Genomic DNA, 18,037 nt, shown 5'->3' on the forward strand with positions numbered 1-18,037 from the left:
CTCCAGAATTGCCGCGTATCCTAGCACTAACCCATGACCAGATTCTGCGCATCGCCTGCCGCCCAGCGGACGATATTGCCCAGGGTGGTGGCGGCGATGGCATCCAGGGCTTCGCGGGTGAGAAACGCCTGGTGCGCGGTGACGATCACGTTGGGGAAGGTCAGCAGCCGGGCCAGCACGTCATCTTGCAGCGGCAGGTCGGAGCGGTCCTCGAAGAACAGCTGAGCCTCCTCTTCGTAGACGTCCAGGCCCAGGTAGCCCAGCTGGCCGCTCTTGAGCGCGTCGATCAGGGCCGGGGTGTCGACCAGCGCGCCGCGCCCGGTGTTGATCAGCATGGCGCCGGGTTGCAGGTGTGCCAGGCTTTGCGCATTGATCAGGTGGCGAGTCTGCTCGGTCAGCGGGCAGTGCAGGCTGATGATCCGCGCTTGGCGCAGCAGTTCGGGCAGTGCCAGGTAACGCGCACCCAGGGCCAGCAGCGCCGGGTTGGGCGTCGGATCGTAGGCGAGCAGTTGGCAGCCGAACCCTGCCATGATGCGGGCGAAGGCCTCGCCGATCTGGCCGGTGCCGATCACCCCCACGGTCTTGCCGTGCAGGTCGAAGCCCGTCAACCCGTGCAGGGTGAAGTCACCTTCGCGGGTGCGGTTGTAGGCCCGGTGCAGGCGGCGGTTGAGCGCCAGGATCAAGGCCACGGCATGTTCGGCCACGGCGTGGGGGGAATAGGCGGGCACCCGCACCACCGCCAGGCCCAGGCGCCGGGCGGTGGCCAGGTCGACATGGTTGTAGCCGGCCGAGCGCAGGGCGATCAGCCGAGTACCGCCCGCGGCCAGGCGTTCGAGCACTGGCGCGTCCAACTCGTCATTGATGAAGGCACAGACCACCGCGAAGTTGTCGGCCAGCGGGGCGGTATCCAAGGTCAGGCGGGCTGACTGATAATGCAGCTCCAGGCCGTGGTTTCCGGCAGCCCGGTCGAAGCTTTCCTGGTCATAGTGCTGGCTGCTGAACAACAGGACGCGCATGGGGGCACCTCTAGGTTTCGTGTTGCGCCCAGTGTAGCCAGTTGGAGACCATGGGCGTTGATCCAGGGCGGCCCTTTGGGGTGAAGCCCTTGCCTGGCAACGGTGATATCGGGTCCGGCCCAATCGCGGTGCAAGCCCGCTCCTTGTAGGATCAGGGGGCTTGCCTGAGATCGGGCCCTGAGTTCAGGCGCTCAGTCGCGCCTGGGCCGCCAGCCGGGTAATGGCTCGTTCCAGCTCATCCAGGGCCTGCTGGGCCTGGGGGCTGTCCTGCTTGAGCAGGGTCTCGCTGCGCTGGCAGGCGGCACGCAGTTGAGGCACGCCACAGTAGCGCGAGGCGCCATTGAGCCGGTGCACCCGCTCGATCATCGCCATGCGGTCGCCGCGCTCGCGGGCGTTGCGGATCGAGTCGCGGTCGGTCTCCAGCGAAGCCAACAGCATGGCCAGCATGTCGGCGGCCAGGTCCGGCTTGCCCGCTGCCAGGCGCAGCCCTTCGTCAGGGTCGAGCACCTTCAGCTCGGTGCTGTCGGGCAGGCGCTCGTCACCGCGTTCCTGTTGCTGCGGGGCCAGGCTCAGCCCGGTCCACTTCATCACCACCTGGGCCAGTTGACGCTCGCTGATCGGCTTGGTCAGGTAGTCGTCCATGCCGCTGTGCAGCAGGGCGCGTTTCTCGTTGGCCATGGCATGGGCGGTGAGGGCGACGATAGGCAGCGGGTTGCCGCTCTGGCTGGCTTCCCAGAGGCGAATCTGTTCGGTGCAGGCGCGGCCGTCCATGCCGGGCATTTGCACATCCATCAGTACCAGGTCGAAGGGCTCGTTCTGCACGGCCTGCACCGCCGCGAAGCCGTTGTCCAGCGCCAGCACGTCGGCGCCCAGGCCTTCGAGCAAGGTCTGCACCAGCAACAGGTTGGCCGGGTTGTCGTCCACGCAGAGGATCTTCGGCGCCCGCAGGTTGCCAGCGCCGCGCGGCTCGGCCAGCGGCCGGCGCGGCTGCACCAGTTCCAGCAGCAGGCGGCGCAGCTTGCGCGTGCAGGCCGGCTTGGACAGCAACTGGCCATGGCCGTTGGGCAGGTAGGGGTGGTACAGCGCGTGTTCGGTGGTCGGACACAGCACTACGCACTGGCAATCGAGGCGTTCCAGTTGCTGGTGGTAGTGGCCAAGCTGCTCTGGCGAGAGGCTGCCCAGGTTGGCCCCGAGCACGGCGAAGTCGAACGGCTGGCCTGCCTGGGCGGCCGCCTGGACGCCTTGCAGCAGTTGGTCGAAGGAGGCGAACAGGCTGACGTTCAGGCCACAGTCCTCCAGTTGATGCTCCAGCGCCTGGCGTGCCAGCTCGTGGTCATCGACGATAGCCGCGCGGCGGCCGAGCAGCGGCTGCAAGGGCTGCTCCCCGGCATCGTCATGGGCCCGGGGCAGGCTCAGGCTGATCCAGAACTGCGAGCCTTCGCCCGGCGTGCTGTCGACGCCGATCTCACCGCCCATCTGTTCGATCAGACGCTTGGAAATCACCAACCCAAGGCCGGTGCCGCCGGGTTGGCGCGACAACGAGTTGTCGGCCTGGCTGAAGGCCTGGAACAGGGTGCGCACGTCCTGGGGCGACAGGCCGATGCCGGTGTCCTGCACACTGATGCGAAGCTGCACGTTGTCTTCCTGCTCGTCCTCGAGCATGGCCCGCACCACGATGGTACCTTCGCGGGTGAACTTGATCGCGTTGCTCACCAGGTTGGTGAGGATCTGCTTGAGCCGCAGCGGGTCACCGACCAGCGACAGGGGCGTGTCGCGGTAGACCAGGCTGAGCAGCTCCAGCTGCTTGGCATGGGCGGCCGGCGCGAGGATGGTCAGGGTGTCCTGGATCAGGTCGCGCAGGTTGAAGGGGATGCTGTCGAGCACCAGCTTGCCGGCCTCGATCTTGGAGAAGTCGAGGATCTCGTTGATGATCCCCAACAGGTTGTCGGCGGACTTTTCGATGGTGTTCAGGTAGTCGAGCTGGCGCGGCGTCAGCTCGCTGCGTTGCAGCAGGTGGGTGAAGCCGAGGATGCCATTGAGCGGCGTGCGGATCTCGTGGCTCATATTGGCCAGGAATTCGGACTTGATACGGCTGGCCTCCAGGGCCTCCTTGCGCGCCATGTCCAGCTCGATGTTCTGGATCTCGATGGTTTCCAGGTTCTGGCGCACGTCCTCGGTGGCCTGGTCGATGCTGTGCTGCAGCTCTTCATGGGCATTGTGCAGGGTCTCGGCCATGCGGTTGATGCCGGCGGCGAGCTCGTCCAGCTCGTGGCTGCCCATCGCCGGCAGGCGCTCTTCCAGGTTGCCGTCCTTCAGTTGGGTGACGGCGTGCTTGATGCGGTTGATCGGGTCGTTGATGGTGCGGCTCATGCGCAAGGCGAGCAGTACGGTAAGCGCCAGGCAGCCTAGGATCAGCAGCACGCTGGTGAACAGGCTGCGGTAGCCGCGCAGCAAGGTGCCGTCGTGGGACAGCTCGATTTCCACCCAGCCCAGCAGGCGCTCGGCCTCGGCGGGCACGGCCTCGGTGGCCAGGTCGCGGTGATGGCCGAACACCGGCATGAGGTAACGGGTGGCATCGTTGCCGGTGCGCTGCAGCAACTGGGTGCCGGTGCCACCGGTGGGGGCCAGGTTGAGCATGCTGGGGCCGGCATGGGCCAGGCGCGTGCGGTCTGGGGCGAGAAATGCCACGGCGCGCACGTCGGTTTGCTCCAAGGCCTGGGCGGCGATCCGTTCGAGCTGGGCTTGGGCCGGGTGGGCGAGCGCTGGCGCCGCCAGCGGGGCCAACTGTTCGGCGAGCATCTTGCCGCGCTGGAACAGCTGGGTGCGCAGCTCGTTCTGCTGCAGCCAGGTGAAATAACTCCCCAGCACCAGCGCCATCAGGCCGGCGGGCAGCAGGGCCAACAGCAGGACCCGGCTTCTGATTCCCAAGCGATCGAGCACATCTGTCTCCTGTCATGTGCTTGCATGCCGTCATCATAGGGACGGCCCCAGGCCGAACGTTACCCCGGTAGGCGGCCTGATGCACTTATTTGTATCTGTTTAATGCAGCCAGAGCCCTCATTCAATGCAAATGCAGCTCCGGCAAGGGTGGCCAAAAGCCGTCACCGGTCGAAACCCGGTTGCCTTGGTGCGCTAGCATGGCCAATAATTGCGCAACTGAGAATCAATGTCACAAGCCAATGAATCCCGTAGCTGTTAACCAGTCCTCCATTCTCGCCATCGAGGACGACCCTGTACTTGGCGCCTATCTGAACGAGGAGCTGCAGCGTGACGGCTTCCAGGTGACCTGGTGCCGCAACGGCCTTGAGGGCCTGAAGGCCGCCGGTCGCCAAGTGTTCGATGTGGTCCTGATGGACATCCTGCTGCCCGGCCTCAATGGCCTGGATGCACTGGCCCAATTGCGCAGGCACAGCGCCACCCCGGTGATCCTGATGTCGGCCCTGGGGGCCGAGGCCGACCGCATTACCGGTTTCCAGCGCGGTGCCGACGACTACTTGCCCAAGCCCTTTAGCATGGCCGAACTGCGTGTGCGCATCGAGGCGATCCTGCGGCGCGTCGCCCTCGAGCGGCGTCACCAGGGTTCGCGCGAGGTGGCCAACGGGCAGCTGCGCTTCGATGACGGCGCCTGCGACGTCTGGCTCGATGGCCTGTGGGCCGGGCTGACGCCCAGCGAATACCGCCTGCTCGATACCCTCAACCGCAGCCAGGACGAAGTGTTGAGCAAACCGTTCCTTTACCAGCAGGTGCTGCAGCGAGGCTATTCGCGCCACGACCGCAGCCTGGACATGCACGTCAGCCAGATCCGCCGCAAGCTCAAGGTGATCGGCTACCACGAGCGGCAGATCCGCACGGTCTGGGGCAAGGGCTACATGCTCTGCGCCGGTGAGGCGGACTGACGGTGCTCGACCGCCACTCGTTGTTCTGGAGACTCTCCATTCTTCTAGTGGGCTTCTGCTTGCTGATGATCGGCCTGAGCTACACCTGGGGCCGGCACATGGAAACCCGCAATGCCTACCTCGAGGCGTCGGCCCGCGAAGAACTGCTGGCTTGGGCCGGCGAAGCCGAGCGTGCCTGGCGCGAAGGCGGCCGCTCCGGCGTCGACCAGTGGCTGGCCCGGATGCGCGAACAGGGCGCGGGCTGGGTTGGCGTGCTTGATGCAGAGCTCAGGCCGTTGGGCAGCGCCAGCCTGTCCGTTGAAGAGGTCCAGCAACTGACGCACCTGCGCGGTGTCGACTGGCCCATGAGCCGCCGCAGCGTCACCCAGCCCTGGCTGCGCCTGCCGTTCCCCGGCGCGCCGGAGCAGGGCATGCTGGTGATAGAGCTGCCGGAGCGCCTCAACCCCGGCCGCTACCGACTGTTCTGGCAGGTGCTGACCAACGGCGTCATCCCGGGCCTGTTCACCTTGCTGCTGTGCGTGGGTCTGTACCGCATGCTGATCGTGCCGTTGAACCAGTTGCGCGAGCAGGCCAATGCCTGGCGCGCCGACCAACTCTCGGCGCGCCTGGACTCGCGCACCATCGGCCGCCACGACGAACTGGGCGAGCTGGCCCGGGCCTTCGACCAGATGGCCGAGCGCCTACAGGGCACCGTGGCCATGCAGCAGCAGATGCTGCGCGACCTGTCCCACGAAATGCGTACACCGCTCAGCCGCCTGCGCGTGGCCTGTGACGGGGAAACTGACCGGCAGCGCCTGGCCGAGCGTGTAGGGCGTGAAGTGGACTGCATGCAGCAGTTGGTGGAGAACACCCTGCAACTGGCGTGGCAGGACGCCGAGCGCACGCCGATGAATCTCGAGCCGATCCAGCTCCAGGCCCTGTGGGACATGCTGGCCGAAGACGCCTGCTACGAAAGTGGCTGGTCACCGGCGCGGTTGCGCTGCGAACTGCCCGTCGACTGCTGGGTGCAAGGCAATCTCAACTATTTGGCCCAGGCTCTGGAGAACATGCTGCGCAACGCGATCCGCCACTCCCCCGAACAAGGGCTGGTACGCTTGGGAGGCCAGCGCGAGGGCGGGTATTGGCGCATCTTCCTGGAAGACCAGGGGGGTGGAGTGGCCGAAGCAGACCTGGAGCGCATCTTCGCCCCGTTCTCGCGCCTGGACGGCTCCCGCCCGGGCGATGGAGGTTTCGGCCTCGGGCTGAGCATCGCCCGCAGCGCGATCCAGCGCCAGGGCGGGACGTTGTGGGCTGAGAACGGAAAGCAGGGCCTGCGCCTGTGCATGCGCTTGCCCGCCACGGCGCCGTCCCCCTACACGGGGCGGCGCGTCGTCTTATAGCTTGTAGCTATAGCGACTACAGATTGCGTGATATGGCGAGGAAACGTTTGCCGGTATGATAGTCGCCCCTGCCGTCCGGATTGTGAACTACGCCATGACCTTGCAGTACCCAACCATCGCCGATTGCGTCGGCAATACGCCCCTGGTTCGCCTGCAGCGCATCGCAGGTGCCACCAGCAACACCCTCCTGCTCAAGCTCGAAGGCAACAATCCGGCAGGCTCCGTGAAGGACCGCCCGGCGCTGTCGATGATCACCCGCGCCGAACTGCGCGGCCAGATCAAGCCGGGCGACACCCTGATCGAGGCCACCTCCGGCAACACCGGCATCGCCCTGGCCATGGCGGCGGCGATCAAGGGCTACAAGATGATCCTGATCATGCCCGACAACTCCACCGCCGAGCGCAAGGCGGCGATGACCGCCTATGGCGCCGAACTGCTCCTGGTCAGCAAGGAGGAGGGCATGGAGGGCGCCCGCGACCTGGCCGACAAACTGCAGGCCGAAGGCCGTGGCCTGGTGCTCGACCAGTTCGCCAATGGCGACAACCCGATCGCCCATTACACCAGCACAGGCCCGGAGATCTGGCAGCAGACCCAGGGCAGCATCACCCACTTCATCAGCTCCATGGGTACCACTGGTACCATCATGGGCTGCTCGCAATACCTCAAGGAGCAGAACCCGGCGGTGCAGATCGTCGGCCTGCAACCGATGGAAGGCTCGGCCATCCCCGGTATCCGTCGCTGGCCCGAGGAATACCTGCCGAAGATCTTCGATGCGACCCGTGTCGACCGCGTGGTCGACATGTCCCAGGAAGAAGCCGAGCAGACTACCCGCCGTCTGGCTCGTGAAGAGGGCATTTTCTGTGGTGTGTCCTCTGGTGGTGCGGTCGCGGCCATGCTGCGCCTGTCTCGCGAGGTCGAAAATGCGGTCATGGTGGCGATCATCTGCGACCGTGGCGACCGTTACCTGTCCACCGGCCTGTTCGACGCGACCTGATGTCCAGAAAGAAAAGCAACGGCGGCCTGCGTTTCCAACCGGCCGGCGGCAACCGCGCGCCCCAGGTGCCGGTAGGCAAGAAACAACGCCTGGACATCGAACGTCTGGCCGGTGACGGCCGGGGCATCGCCTTTCTGGAAGGGCGTACCTGGTTCGTCAGCGGTGCCCTGGCGGGCGAGGCTGTCGAAGCCCGGGTGCTCGGTGCACGCGGCAAAGTGGTCGAGGCGCGCCTGGAGCGGGTGCTGCAGGCCAGCTCCGAACGGCGCGAGGCACCTTGCCGCTATTACGCCCGCTGTGGGGGTTGCAACCTGCAACACCTGCCCCACGAGGGGCAGCTGGCGCTCAAGCAGCGTTTGCTGGCTGAGCAGCTGCAGCGCGTGGCAGGCGTGCAGCCCGAACACTGGGCCGAGCCGCTGGTGGGGCCTGAATTCGGCTACCGGCGGCGGGCGCGGGTCGCGGTGCGTTGGGACCCCAAGACACGCCAGTTGGAGGTAGGTTTTCGCGCCGAGGCCAGCCAGGATATCGTCGCCATAGACGAATGCCTGGTCCTGGTACAGCCCTTGCAAACGATTTTCCGCCGCTTGCCGGGCGTGCTGCGCAGTCTGGGCAAACCTCAGGCGCTGGGGCATGTCGAGCTGTTCAGCGGTACCGCCGAGGCGGTGCTGGTACGGCATGTGGCGCCGTTGCCGGCAGATGACCTGGCGTGCCTGGAGGCCTTCTGCGAAGAAGTCGGAGCCCAGTTGTGGCTGCAGGGCGAAGGCGAGCCGGCGCCGGTACGGGCAGGCCAGGCGCTGGGCTTTGCCCTCGAACCCTGGCGGCTGGAACTTGCCTGGCGGCCGGGGGATTTCGTGCAGGTCAACGCTCAGGTCAACACGGCGATGATCGAGCAGGCCCTGGCATGGCTTGCGCCGCAGCCCGAGGAGCGGGTGCTGGACCTGTTCTGCGGCCTGGGCAACTTCGCTCTGCCGTTGGCCCGGCAGGCCCGTGAAGTGGTGGCGGTGGAAGGTGTCCAGGCCATGGTCGAGCGGGCGGCGGCCAACGCCCAGGCCAACAAAGTGCATAATGCACGCTTTTTTCAGGCCGATTTATCGCAGCCTTTGGACGGCGCCGGATGGGCCGCCGAGGGCTTTTCTGCGGTACTCTTGGATCCACCGCGCGACGGTGCCTTCGAGGTGGTGCAAAACATCGCACGCCTGAAGGCCAGGCGGTTGGTCTATGTGTCCTGCAACCCGGCCACGCTGGCGCGAGACGCCCAGGTGCTGGTAGGGCAGGGGTACCGGTTAACAAGGGCCGGGATTCTCGACATGTTTCCTCAGACGGCGCATGTCGAGGCCATGGCGTTATTCGAAGCGGGCTAGCCAGGCTGGCCCCTTGGTGCGGTGTCCAGGGACTGGGCGTCGTACGGTGATTGCCAGCGCATCCGTGGGGTGCGCTGTATGGAAAGGTAAAAGAAAGATGGTACAGGTGAGAGTGCACCAGCCGGTCAATACCGACGGTAGTATCAATCTCGAAGCATGGCTGGATCATGTGGTGAGCGTCGACTCGGCGCTGGACCGCAAGGCGCTCAAGGAGGCCTGCGATTTCGCCCAGGAGGTCGAGAAGAAGGGCAACCCGGCCAAGCATTCCTGGGCCGATGGCACGTCCAGCTTCCAGGCCGGCCTCGAGATCGCCGAAATCCTCGCGGACCTCAAGCTCGACCAGGACTCCCTCGTGGCGGCGGTGATCTACCGCTCGGTGCGCGAAGGCAAGGTGACCCTGGCCGAGGTCGGCCAGCGGTTCGGCCCGGTGGTCTCCAAGCTGATCGACGGTGTGCTGCGCATGGCGGCGATCAGCGCCAGCCTCAGCCCGCGCCAGTCGCTGGTGCTCGGCTCCCAGGCCCAGGTGGAGAATCTGCGCAAGATGCTGGTGGCCATGGTCGACGACGTTCGCGTCGCCCTGATCAAGCTGGCCGAACGTACCTGCGCCATCCGTGCGGTCAAGGCCGCCGATGACGAAAAACGCCTGCGCGTGGCACGCGAGGTGTTCGACATCTATGCACCGCTCGCCCACCGCCTGGGCATCGGTCACATCAAGTGGGAGCTGGAGGACTTATCCTTCCGCTACCTCGAACCCGATCAGTACAAGCAGATCGCCAAGCTTCTGCACGAGCGCCGCCTCGACCGCGAGCGCTTCATCACCGACGTGATGAACCAGCTGCAGAACGAGCTGCTGGCCACCGGCGTCAATGCCGACATCAGCGGCCGGGCGAAACATATCTATTCCATCTGGCGCAAGATGCAGCGCAAGGGCCTGGAGTTCAGCCAGATCTATGACGTGCGTGCGGTACGGGTATTGGTCCCGGAGATCCGCGACTGCTACACCGCGCTCGGTATCGTCCATACCCTCTGGCGGCACATCCCCAAGGAGTTCGACGACTACATCGCCAACCCCAAGGAAAATGGTTACCGCTCGTTGCACACCGCAGTGATCGGCCCGGAGGGCAAGGTGCTGGAGGTGCAGATCCGCACCCACGCCATGCACGAGGAGGCCGAGCTGGGCGTCTGTGCCCACTGGCGCTACAAGGGCACCGACGTCAAGTCCAGCTCCAACCACTACGAAGAGAAGATTTCCTGGCTGCGCCAGGTGCTCGAGTGGCACGAAGAGCTGGGCGACATCGGCGGGCTGGCCGAGCAGCTGCGGGTCGATATCGAGCCGGACCGGGTCTATGTGTTCACCCCCGACGGCCATGCCATCGACCTGCCCAAGGGCGCCACGCCGCTGGACTTTGCCTACCGCGTGCACACCGAGATCGGTCACAACTGCCGTGGCGCCAAGATCAACGGGCGCATCGTGCCGCTGAACTACAGCCTGCAGACCGGCGAGCAGGTGGAAATCATCACCAGTAAGCACGGCAGCCCGAGCCGCGACTGGCTGAACTCCAACCTGGGCTATGTCACCACGTCCCGGGCGCGGGCCAAGATCGTCCATTGGTTCAAACTGCAGGCCCGCGACCAGAACGTCGCCGCCGGCAAAACCTTGCTCGAGCGCGAGCTGAGCCGCCTGGGCCTGCCCCAGGTCGACTTCGAGCGCCTGGCCGAGAAGGCCAACGTCAAGACCGCCGAGGACATGTTCGCCGCCCTGGGCGCTGGCGACCTGCGCCTTGCCCACATGGTCAATGCCGCCCAGCAGCTGCTCGAGCCCGAGCGCAACGAGCAGATCGAGCTGATCCCGCGCAAGGCCAGCGGCACCCGTTCCGGCAAGCGTGGCGACATCCAGATCCAGGGCGTCGGCAACCTGCTCACGCAGATGGCCGGCTGCTGCCAGCCGCTGCCGGGCGATGCCATCGTCGGCTACATCACCCAGGGCCGAGGCGTGAGTATCCACCGCCAGGACTGTGCCTCGGTGCTGCAGCTGGCCGGCAAGGAGCCGGAGCGGATGATCCAGGTCAGCTGGGGGCCGATCCCGGTGCAGACCTACCCGGTCGACATCATCATCCGTGCCTACGACCGCCCGGGGTTGCTGCGCGACGTGTCTCAGGTACTGCTCAACGAGAAGATCAACGTATTGGCGGTCAACACCCGCTCGAACAAGGAAGACAACACCGCCTTGATGTCGCTGACCATCGAAATCCCCGGGCTGGATGCCCTCGGGCGCCTGCTGGGGCGGATCTCGCAGTTGCCGAACATCATCGAGACGCGGCGTAATCGCACCCCTTGAACACCGGGGTCGCTGTGCGGCCCATCGCCGGCAAGCCGGCTCCCACACAATAGCCTGATACCCGGTGGGAGCCGGCTGCCGGCGATCGAGGGCGAAGCCCTCGCCCAGGAACCGACTGACATGACCTACACCCTCGACGACCTGCTGCACCTCATGGCCCGCCTGCGCGACCCGCAACACGGCTGCCCGTGGGACCTGAAGCAGAACTACGCGAGCATCGTCCCGCACACCCTCGAGGAGGCCTACGAGGTCGCCGATACCATCGAACGCGGCGACTTCGAACACTTGCAGGGCGAGTTGGGCGACCTGCTGTTCCAGGTGGTCTACTACAGCCAGCTGGCCCGAGAAGAAGGGCGCTTCGCCTTCGATGGCGTGGTCGACAGCATCACCCGCAAGCTGGTCCGCCGGCACCCGCATGTCTTCCCCACCGGTGACCTGTACGCACCCTTGGATACCCCCCGCCTGAGCGAGGCTCAGGTCAAGTCACGCTGGGAAGAGATCAAGGCCCAGGAGCGCGCCGAGAAGAGCGAGCCCGAGCAGTTGTCGCTGCTCGACGACGTGCCGGCGGCATTGCCAGCCCTGTCGCGCGCGGCCAAGCTGCAAAAGCGCGCGGCCACCGTCGGTTTCGACTGGCCTGACGCCTTGCCGGTGTTGGACAAAGTCCGGGAAGAGCTCGATGAAGTGTTGCAGGCCATGGCCGACGGCGATGGTGATGCCCTGGAGGACGAAATCGGTGACCTGCTGTTCGCCACCGTCAACCTCGCTCGACACCTCAAGCATGACCCGGAAAACGCCCTGCGCCGGGCCAACCGCAAGTTCGAACGACGTTTCCGCTTCATCGAACAGGCATTGCGTGACAGTGGCCGCCCGATCGAAGATTGTACCCTTGATGAACTGGACGCCCTGTGGGGCGAAGCCAAGCGTCAGGAAAAGAACCTGCCCAGCTGCGGCTGAGCTGTTGCATAAGTGAGTGAATACATGAGCCTTTCCCTTCGCGACCAATTGCTCAAGGCCGGTCTGGTCAACCAGAAACAGGTCAAGCAGGTCAACAAAGCCGAGAAGAAACAGAAACGCCTGGAGCACAAGGGCCAGGTCGAGGTCGACGACACCCAGCAGCGCCAGGCCAAGGAAGCCATGGCCGAGAAGGCCAAAAAAGACCAGGAGCTGAACCGCCAGCTGCAGGAAAAGGCCGAGCAGAAGGCCCGTGCCGCGCAAATCAAGCAATTGATCGAAGCGACCCGCTTGCCCAAGCTCAACACCGAGGATTACTACAACTTCGTCGACGACAAGAAGGTCAAGCGCATTGCCGTCAACGCCCTGATGCGCAGCAAGCTCAGCAACGGCGCCTTGGCGATCGTCTCCTTCGGCGGCGGCTACGAGGTGATCCCGCGTGAAGCCGCGGTGAAGATCCAGGAGCGCGACCCGCATCGCATCCTGCTGCTCAATACCCATGTCGAGGAAGCGGACGAGGACGATCCGTACGCCGCGTACAAGATTCCTGACGACCTCATGTGGTAATTGGCTCCTACAGGACTCGCACGATCCCTGTAGGAGCGGCCTTGTGCCGCGATAGGGCCGCGAAGCGGCCCCACTGTGTACTGGGGCTCACTGCGTACTACGCTGGTTTTCCAGGCACTCCAGCTCGCTGCGATACTGCTGGGCCTCCTGCTCGGAGTGGAACATGCCCACCAGTTCGCCTTGCTGGTGCACGTCCCAGATCCGCAGGCCATGGGCCTGGCTTTCGTGGGACATTTTCGATTCGTCGCGTTCGGTTACTTGGACTGTCATCGTTAAACTCCACTTTCGATTGGCTGCGGCAACGTGTCGCAGGTCTCTTTTATAGAGTTTGTTAGCAGGCTAAGTAAATTAAAACGACGATGAAACAAGTTTCATCCAGGCCTGGCTCAATCGCGGGACAAGCCCGGCTCCCACAGGTTTGCCGCTGTTCTAGGAAGCGGCGGTAGCCTGTGGGAGCGGGCTTGCCCCGCGATTGGGGCGGCCCAGGCCGCGAACAGATTCCAGGCAAAAAGAAGCCCCGCATCAAGCGGGGCTTCGAGCATTGCAGGCAGCGGTGATCAGTTACCCTTCACCGACTTGCCATCGACCGTACCGTCCTGCAGCACGATCACATACTCCTTGCCATCGGTCTCGACCTGGCGCAGCTGTACCAGCAGGTAGTCCCAGTCCTTGGCGAACCACAGCTCGGTGATGCGCTTGCTCTGGCTCGGGTCGCGCACGCGCTCGACCTTCACGGCATCGACCTGGCCGGTCTTGGTGGTGACCTTCTCGGTGCCGAGCACGCGGAAGTCGTAGGTGTCGATCTCGTCGCCATCGACCACCTGGTAGGTCATGCTCTTCTTGCCTGCGGCCACGTCATGCTGCAGGGCCAGTTGGTAAGAAGATTTGTCCAGCACACCGCGGTTGAGCGGCAGGCTGACGGCATCGCCACGGTCGGAACCGGTGATCTTCTTGCTGTCCCAGTCGAAGGTCAGGTCGACTTTCTTCGCTTTGCCTAAGCCGCCACGTTCGAAGTGGTACTTCTGTGGCAGCAGGGTGTCGTTGTCCAGGCGCAGAGTGCTTTGCTCGGTCAGGCTGGCGATCATCATGGAAGCCTTGAAATTAAGGTTCCAGGTACCGTTGGCGTTCTTTTCCAGGCTGCGCTCGGCAGTGCCACTCATGGGCAGCTGCTTCCAGTCGGCGGTATAGCTGGCCGAGAAAGGCTTCAGATCAGCTGCCTGGAGCGGCAGGGCGAGCACGGCGAGAGCCAAGAGCAGGGCACGACGCATAAATTCTCCTAGGGTCGAATCAAGTGACCGCTGGCCGCCAAGGGCTGGCCATCCAGTAATGCACCCTGTTCGCCCAGGCACAAGCGTCCTTCGGCGAACCAGCGCACCGCCAGCGGGTAGATCTGGTGTTCCTGGCGATGAACACGCTGGGCCAGGCTGTCGGGTGTATCGCCTGGCTCAACCGGTACCACTGCCTGTACGACCAAGGGGCCGCCATCGAGTTCCTCGGTGACGAAGTGTACGCTGCAACCATGTTCCGCGTCGCCCGCTTCCAGCGCCCGTTGATGGGTGTGCAGCCCTTTGTACTTGGGCAGCAGTGACGGGTGGATGTTGAGCAGGCGGCCCTGGTAATGGCGGACGAACCCGCCACTGAGGATACGCATGAAACCGGCGAGCACTACCAGGTCCGGCTCGAAGCCGTCGATCAGCGCCATCAGCGCCGTATCGAAGGCTTCGCGGCCCTCGAAGCCACCGTGGGCCAGCACGGCGGTTTCGATACCGGCCGCCTGGGCCCGCTGCAGGCCATAGGCGTCGGCGCGATTGGAAATCACGCCGCGAATGCGCACAGGGCTATCGTCGCCACGGTTGGCGTCGATCAGCGCTTGCAGGTTACTGCCGGAGCCCGACAGCAGTACCACGACATTACAGGTCTTGCTTGGCATCAGTGCGCCTTGAGGTTCTGCAGCTCGACCTGGGCGGCACCGGCGGGTGCCTCGGCGATGCGGCCGATGACCCATGGCTGCTCGCCAGCGTCACGCAGCACCTGCAGGGCGCTGTCGACCTTGTCTTGCGCGACGCAGATGACCATGCCGACGCCGCAGTTCAGGACGCGATGCATCTCGTGCTCGTCGACGTTGCCTTTCTCCTGCAGGAAGTCGAACACCGCCGGGCGCTGCCAGCTGGCCACGTCGATCACGGCCTGGGCATTGTCGGGCAGCACGCGCGGGATGTTGTCCAGCAGGCCGCCGCCGGTGATGTGGGCCATGGCCTTGACCGCACCGGTGTCCTTGATCAACTTGAGCAGCGGCTTGACGTAGATGCGGGTCGGCGCCATCAGCAGGTCGGCCAGCGGCTTGCCGTCGAGCTGGGTGTTCTCGATGTCGGTACCGGACACTTCGAGAATCTTGCGGATCAGCGAGTAGCCGTTGGAGTGCGGGCCGGAGGAGGGCAGGGCGATCAGGGCATCGCCGGTGGCGACCTTGGAGCCGTCGATGATCTCGGCCTTTTCCACCACGCCGACGCAGAAGCCGGCCAGGTCGTAGTCCTCGCCCTCGTACATGCCAGGCATTTCGGCGGTTTCACCACCGACCAGCGAGCAGCCTGCCAGCTCACAGCCGGCGCCGATGCCGGTGACCACGGTGGCGGCCACATCGACGTTGAGCTTGCCGGTGGCGTAGTAGTCGAGGAAGAACAGCGGCTCGGCACCGCAGACCACCAGGTCGTTGACGCACATGGCCACCAGGTCCTGGCCGATGCTGTCGTGCTTGTTCAGGTTCAGCGCCAGGCGCAGCTTGGTACCCACGCCATCGGTGCCGGAGACCAGAACCGGCTGCTTGTAGCCGGCCGGGATCTCGCAGAGGGCGCCGAAGCCGCCCAGGCCACCCATGACTTCAGGGCGTGCGGTGCGCTTGGCCACGCCCTTGATGCGTTCGACCAGTGCTTCGCCGGCGTCGATGTCTACACCGGCGTCCTTGTAGCTCAGGGAGGGTTGCTTGCTCATTGATCCAGGCCTTTAGGAGGGAGGGATTCGGGAAAACGACCGCGACGGCCAAGGCCGGCTCGAAGGGCGGCGGCTGCCTGTACGTCACTGGTCTGCGAAGGCGCGCGATTTTATCAGGGTTGCCGGGCAGCGGCCATCCTCAGGCCGACGGGCAGGGCGTGAATCTGGCAAAAAACATCCTTTCACAGGCTGTGACTGGTTGCCGGGCCGGTGCCTGTATAAGGTAATAGGAAAGGCGGCGGGCCGAATCGGCTGGTGCGGCGGAGCGTTTTCGCCGTGCCGGGGTCAAAACGGCACATTGGGTACCCGACGCCCCTTGGACATCTGGACAGGAATCCTTCATGCGTTTTCTCAATCACCTGGCGGTCGCTTGCCTGGTCGTGGGCAGTGCCGTTGCACAGGCCGAAACCGTCTCCGGGCTCTACCAGGTCCGTGAGCCTATCGACGGGCAGGGTAGCGAAGCACGCGCCCAGACCACCAGCAAGGCTCTGGACACCCTGGTACTGCGCCTGACCGGCGACCCCAAGGCAGCCCAGAGCCCGGGCCTTGCAGCATTGCGCAAGGACCCGCAGCAAATCATCAACCAAGTAGGCACTGAGGCAGGTCCGCCCGAGACCTTGGTGGTGGAATTCGACCCTGGCAGTACCGAACGCGCCCTGCGCCAGGCCGGCCTGGCCCTGTGGGGCAGCAACCGGCCGTCGGTCCTCGGTTGGTGGCTGAACGACAGCGTCGAAGGCAGCAACCTGGTAGGCGACGGGCAATCCGCCGCCGGGCCGTTGCGACGTGCCGCCCAGCACCGAGGCCTGCCGCTGCGTTTGCCGCTGGGCGACCTGCAAGAACAATTGGTGGCCAATGCCCAGCAATTGGAGGGCAACGACCCGGCACCCTTGCGTGAGGCGTCCGAGCGTTATAACGCCGATGCCATGCTGGCAGTGCATGCCCAGGAAACGGACGGCAAGTGGCAGGGTAAGTGGCAGCTGTGGCTGGGTGACCAGCGCGAGCAAGGCAACGTCGAGGCAGCCGACCAGGCTGCCCTGGCCGATGCGGTGATGCTGGCGGTCAGCAGCCGCCTGGCACCGCGCTACGTCACCCGCCCGGGTGCCAGCAGCCAGTTGCAGCTCCAGGTGCAGGGCATGAACCTGCCGCGCTATGCTGAGCTTAGCCGCGTGCTCGAGCCCTACGGCCCACGCCTGCGCCAGGCTGAAGGCGATACCTTGACCTACAGCGTCACTGGCAACCGCGAGCAACTGCGCGCCCAGCTGGGCCTGGCCAAGCTCCAGGAGCTGCCGCCTGAGCAGGCGCCTGCGCCGCAGCCCGATGCTACCGCGGCGTCGCAGCCACCGGGCACGCCCCAGCCGGCGGCGCCCAAGCCGTTCGACGGCCTGCGCTTTCGCTGGTAAGGAGTGCCACGCATGATCGATATGCGCCGTTGGGCGTGGCTGGGTGTGGCGTTGCTGGTCGCCGTGCTGCTCTATTGCCTGCATAACATCCTGTCGCCGTTCCTGGTCGGCATCCTGCTTGCCTACCTCGCCGACCCCCTCGTCGATCGCCTGGAGCGCCTGGGCCTGTCGCGGACCTGGGGCGTGGTGGTGGTGTTCAGCCTGTTCGCCTTGCTGTTCCTGGCCCTGCTGCTGGTGTTGGTACCGATGCTGGCCAAACAGCTGGTGCGCTTGTACGAACTGGCCCCGCAGATGCTCGATTGGCTGCAGCATGTGGCGCTGCCCTGGGTGCAGGGCCGGTTGGGCCTGGCCGATGGCTTCTGGAAGTTCGACAAGATCAAGGCCGCCATCGGCGCGCACATGGGCCAAACCACCGACATCGTCGGTGTGGTGGTGTCCCAGGCCACGGCCTCGGGGCTGGCCTTGCTCGCCTGGCTGGCCAACCTGGTGCTGATTCCGGTGGTAGGTTTCTATTTGCTGCGCGATTGGGATCTGATGATGGCCAAGCTGCGCAGCCTCTTGCCACGCAATCGCGAAACCCAGGTCATGGGCCTGGCGGGGGAGTGCCATGAGGTGCTGGGCGCCTTCGTTCGCGGCCAGTTGCTGGTGATGCTGGCGCTCGGCTTGATCTATGCAGGTGGGCTGATGCTGGTGGGCCTGGAGCTGGGGCTGCTGATCGGCCTGTTGGCCGGGCTTGCGGCCATCGTGCCGTATATGGGGTTCATCATCGGCATCGGCGCGGCATTGATCGCGGGCCTGTTCCAGTTCGGCGGCGATCCTTATGCCATGCTCGGCATCGTCGCGGTGTTCATGGTCGGCCAGGCGCTCGAAGGTATGGTGCTGACGCCATTGCTGGTGGGCGACCGCATTGGCCTGCACCCGGTGGCGGTGATCTTCGCGATCCTGGCCGGTGGCGAGCTGTTCGGCTTCACGGGTGTGCTGCTGGCCTTGCCGGTGGCTGCGGTGATCATGGTATTGCTGCGGCATGTGCATGACCTCTACAAGGAATCGGACATGTATGCCGGGGATATCGACCCGAAGCTTTAGAAGAGTAGGGGCCGCGTCGCGGCCCTTGCCCCGCGATCAAGGGCGAAGCCCTTGCCATGCAACC

The 18,037-nt window shown here is 65.1% G+C and carries 15 protein-coding genes; 9 read left to right on the forward strand and 6 right to left on the reverse strand.

Annotated elements, in window-relative coordinates:
* Nucleotides 1-26: 26 nt before the first annotated feature.
* Nucleotides 27-1,016: a 2-hydroxyacid dehydrogenase gene (locus IRZ56_RS18440; protein ID WP_196146249.1), complete on the reverse strand. Its 990-nt coding sequence runs from the start codon at nt 1,014-1,016 to the stop codon at nt 27-29.
* Nucleotides 1,017-1,199: 183 nt separating this feature from the next.
* On the reverse strand, nt 1,200-3,956 hold the full coding sequence (locus IRZ56_RS18445; protein ID WP_196146250.1) for a response regulator: 2,757 nt from the start codon (nt 3,954-3,956) through the stop codon (nt 1,200-1,202).
* 239 nt (nt 3,957-4,195) lie between these two features.
* On the opposite strand from IRZ56_RS18445, the gene IRZ56_RS18450 reads away from it, so the two are divergent.
* The 7 genes from IRZ56_RS18450 to IRZ56_RS18480 all read left to right on the forward strand — a co-directional run bounded on the left by IRZ56_RS18450 (nt 4,196) and on the right by IRZ56_RS18480 (nt 12,499).
* Nucleotides 4,196-4,912: a response regulator transcription factor gene (locus IRZ56_RS18450; RefSeq protein ID WP_196146251.1), complete on the forward strand. Its 717-nt coding sequence runs from the start codon at nt 4,196-4,198 to the stop codon at nt 4,910-4,912.
* A gap of 2 nt (nt 4,913-4,914) precedes the next feature.
* Nucleotides 4,915-6,291 carry a histidine kinase sensor domain-containing protein gene (locus IRZ56_RS18455; protein WP_196146252.1) on the forward strand — a complete coding sequence of 459 codons (1,377 nt, stop codon included), beginning with the start codon at nt 4,915-4,917 and terminating at the stop codon, nt 6,289-6,291.
* 94 nt (nt 6,292-6,385) lie between these two features.
* The gene (gene cysM / locus IRZ56_RS18460) at nt 6,386-7,285 is read left to right on the forward strand and encodes a cysteine synthase CysM (RefSeq protein ID WP_196146276.1); all 900 of its coding nucleotides are present in this window, start codon (nt 6,386-6,388) and stop codon (nt 7,283-7,285) included.
* Nucleotides 7,285-8,643: a 23S rRNA (uracil(1939)-C(5))-methyltransferase RlmD gene (gene rlmD, locus IRZ56_RS18465; protein WP_196146253.1), complete on the forward strand. Its 1,359-nt coding sequence runs from the start codon at nt 7,285-7,287 to the stop codon at nt 8,641-8,643. The genes cysM and rlmD overlap by 1 nt, the downstream gene beginning before the upstream one ends.
* Before the next feature lie 97 nt (nt 8,644-8,740).
* The gene (relA, locus tag IRZ56_RS18470) at nt 8,741-10,981 is read left to right on the forward strand and encodes a GTP diphosphokinase (protein WP_084858691.1); all 2,241 of its coding nucleotides are present in this window, start codon (nt 8,741-8,743) and stop codon (nt 10,979-10,981) included.
* 120 nt (nt 10,982-11,101) lie between these two features.
* Nucleotides 11,102-11,935, forward strand: a complete 834-nt coding sequence (gene mazG / locus IRZ56_RS18475) for a nucleoside triphosphate pyrophosphohydrolase (protein WP_196146254.1) — start codon at nt 11,102-11,104, stop codon at nt 11,933-11,935.
* Between the two features lie 24 nt (nt 11,936-11,959).
* Entirely contained in the window at nt 11,960-12,499 is a 540-nt protein-coding gene (locus IRZ56_RS18480; protein WP_196146255.1) for a DUF2058 domain-containing protein, read from the forward strand.
* 87 nt (nt 12,500-12,586) lie between these two features.
* On the opposite strand, the gene IRZ56_RS18485 is transcribed toward IRZ56_RS18480, so the two are convergent.
* The 4 genes from IRZ56_RS18485 to purM all read right to left on the reverse strand — a co-directional run bounded on the left by IRZ56_RS18485 (nt 12,587) and on the right by purM (nt 15,487).
* On the reverse strand, nt 12,587-12,769 hold the full coding sequence (locus IRZ56_RS18485) for a hypothetical protein (RefSeq protein WP_196146256.1): 183 nt from the start codon (nt 12,767-12,769) through the stop codon (nt 12,587-12,589).
* Nucleotides 12,770-13,056: 287 nt separating this feature from the next.
* Nucleotides 13,057-13,767, reverse strand: coding sequence for a DUF3108 domain-containing protein (locus IRZ56_RS18490; protein WP_196146257.1), 711 nt, complete (start codon nt 13,765-13,767; stop codon nt 13,057-13,059).
* Nucleotides 13,768-13,775: 8 nt separating this feature from the next.
* Nucleotides 13,776-14,429 carry a phosphoribosylglycinamide formyltransferase gene (purN, locus tag IRZ56_RS18495; protein ID WP_196146258.1) on the reverse strand — a complete coding sequence of 218 codons (654 nt, stop codon included), beginning with the start codon at nt 14,427-14,429 and terminating at the stop codon, nt 13,776-13,778.
* Nucleotides 14,429-15,487 carry a phosphoribosylformylglycinamidine cyclo-ligase gene (gene purM, locus IRZ56_RS18500; protein WP_196146259.1) on the reverse strand — a complete coding sequence of 353 codons (1,059 nt, stop codon included), beginning with the start codon at nt 15,485-15,487 and terminating at the stop codon, nt 14,429-14,431. Before purM ends, purN begins: the two co-directional genes overlap by 1 nt.
* Before the next feature lie 341 nt (nt 15,488-15,828).
* On the opposite strand from purM, the gene IRZ56_RS18505 reads away from it, so the two are divergent.
* Nucleotides 15,829-16,887, forward strand: coding sequence for a DUF2066 domain-containing protein (locus tag IRZ56_RS18505; RefSeq protein ID WP_196146260.1), 1,059 nt, complete (start codon nt 15,829-15,831; stop codon nt 16,885-16,887).
* Between the two features lie 12 nt (nt 16,888-16,899).
* Entirely contained in the window at nt 16,900-17,973 is a 1,074-nt protein-coding gene (locus IRZ56_RS18510; RefSeq protein WP_196146261.1) for an AI-2E family transporter, read from the forward strand.
* Nucleotides 17,974-18,037: the final 64 nt, after the last annotated feature.

The sequence above is a fragment of the Pseudomonas guariconensis genome, from assembly GCF_015680235.1.
GTDB classification, from domain to species: domain Bacteria; phylum Pseudomonadota; class Gammaproteobacteria; order Pseudomonadales; family Pseudomonadaceae; genus Aquipseudomonas; species Aquipseudomonas guariconensis_A.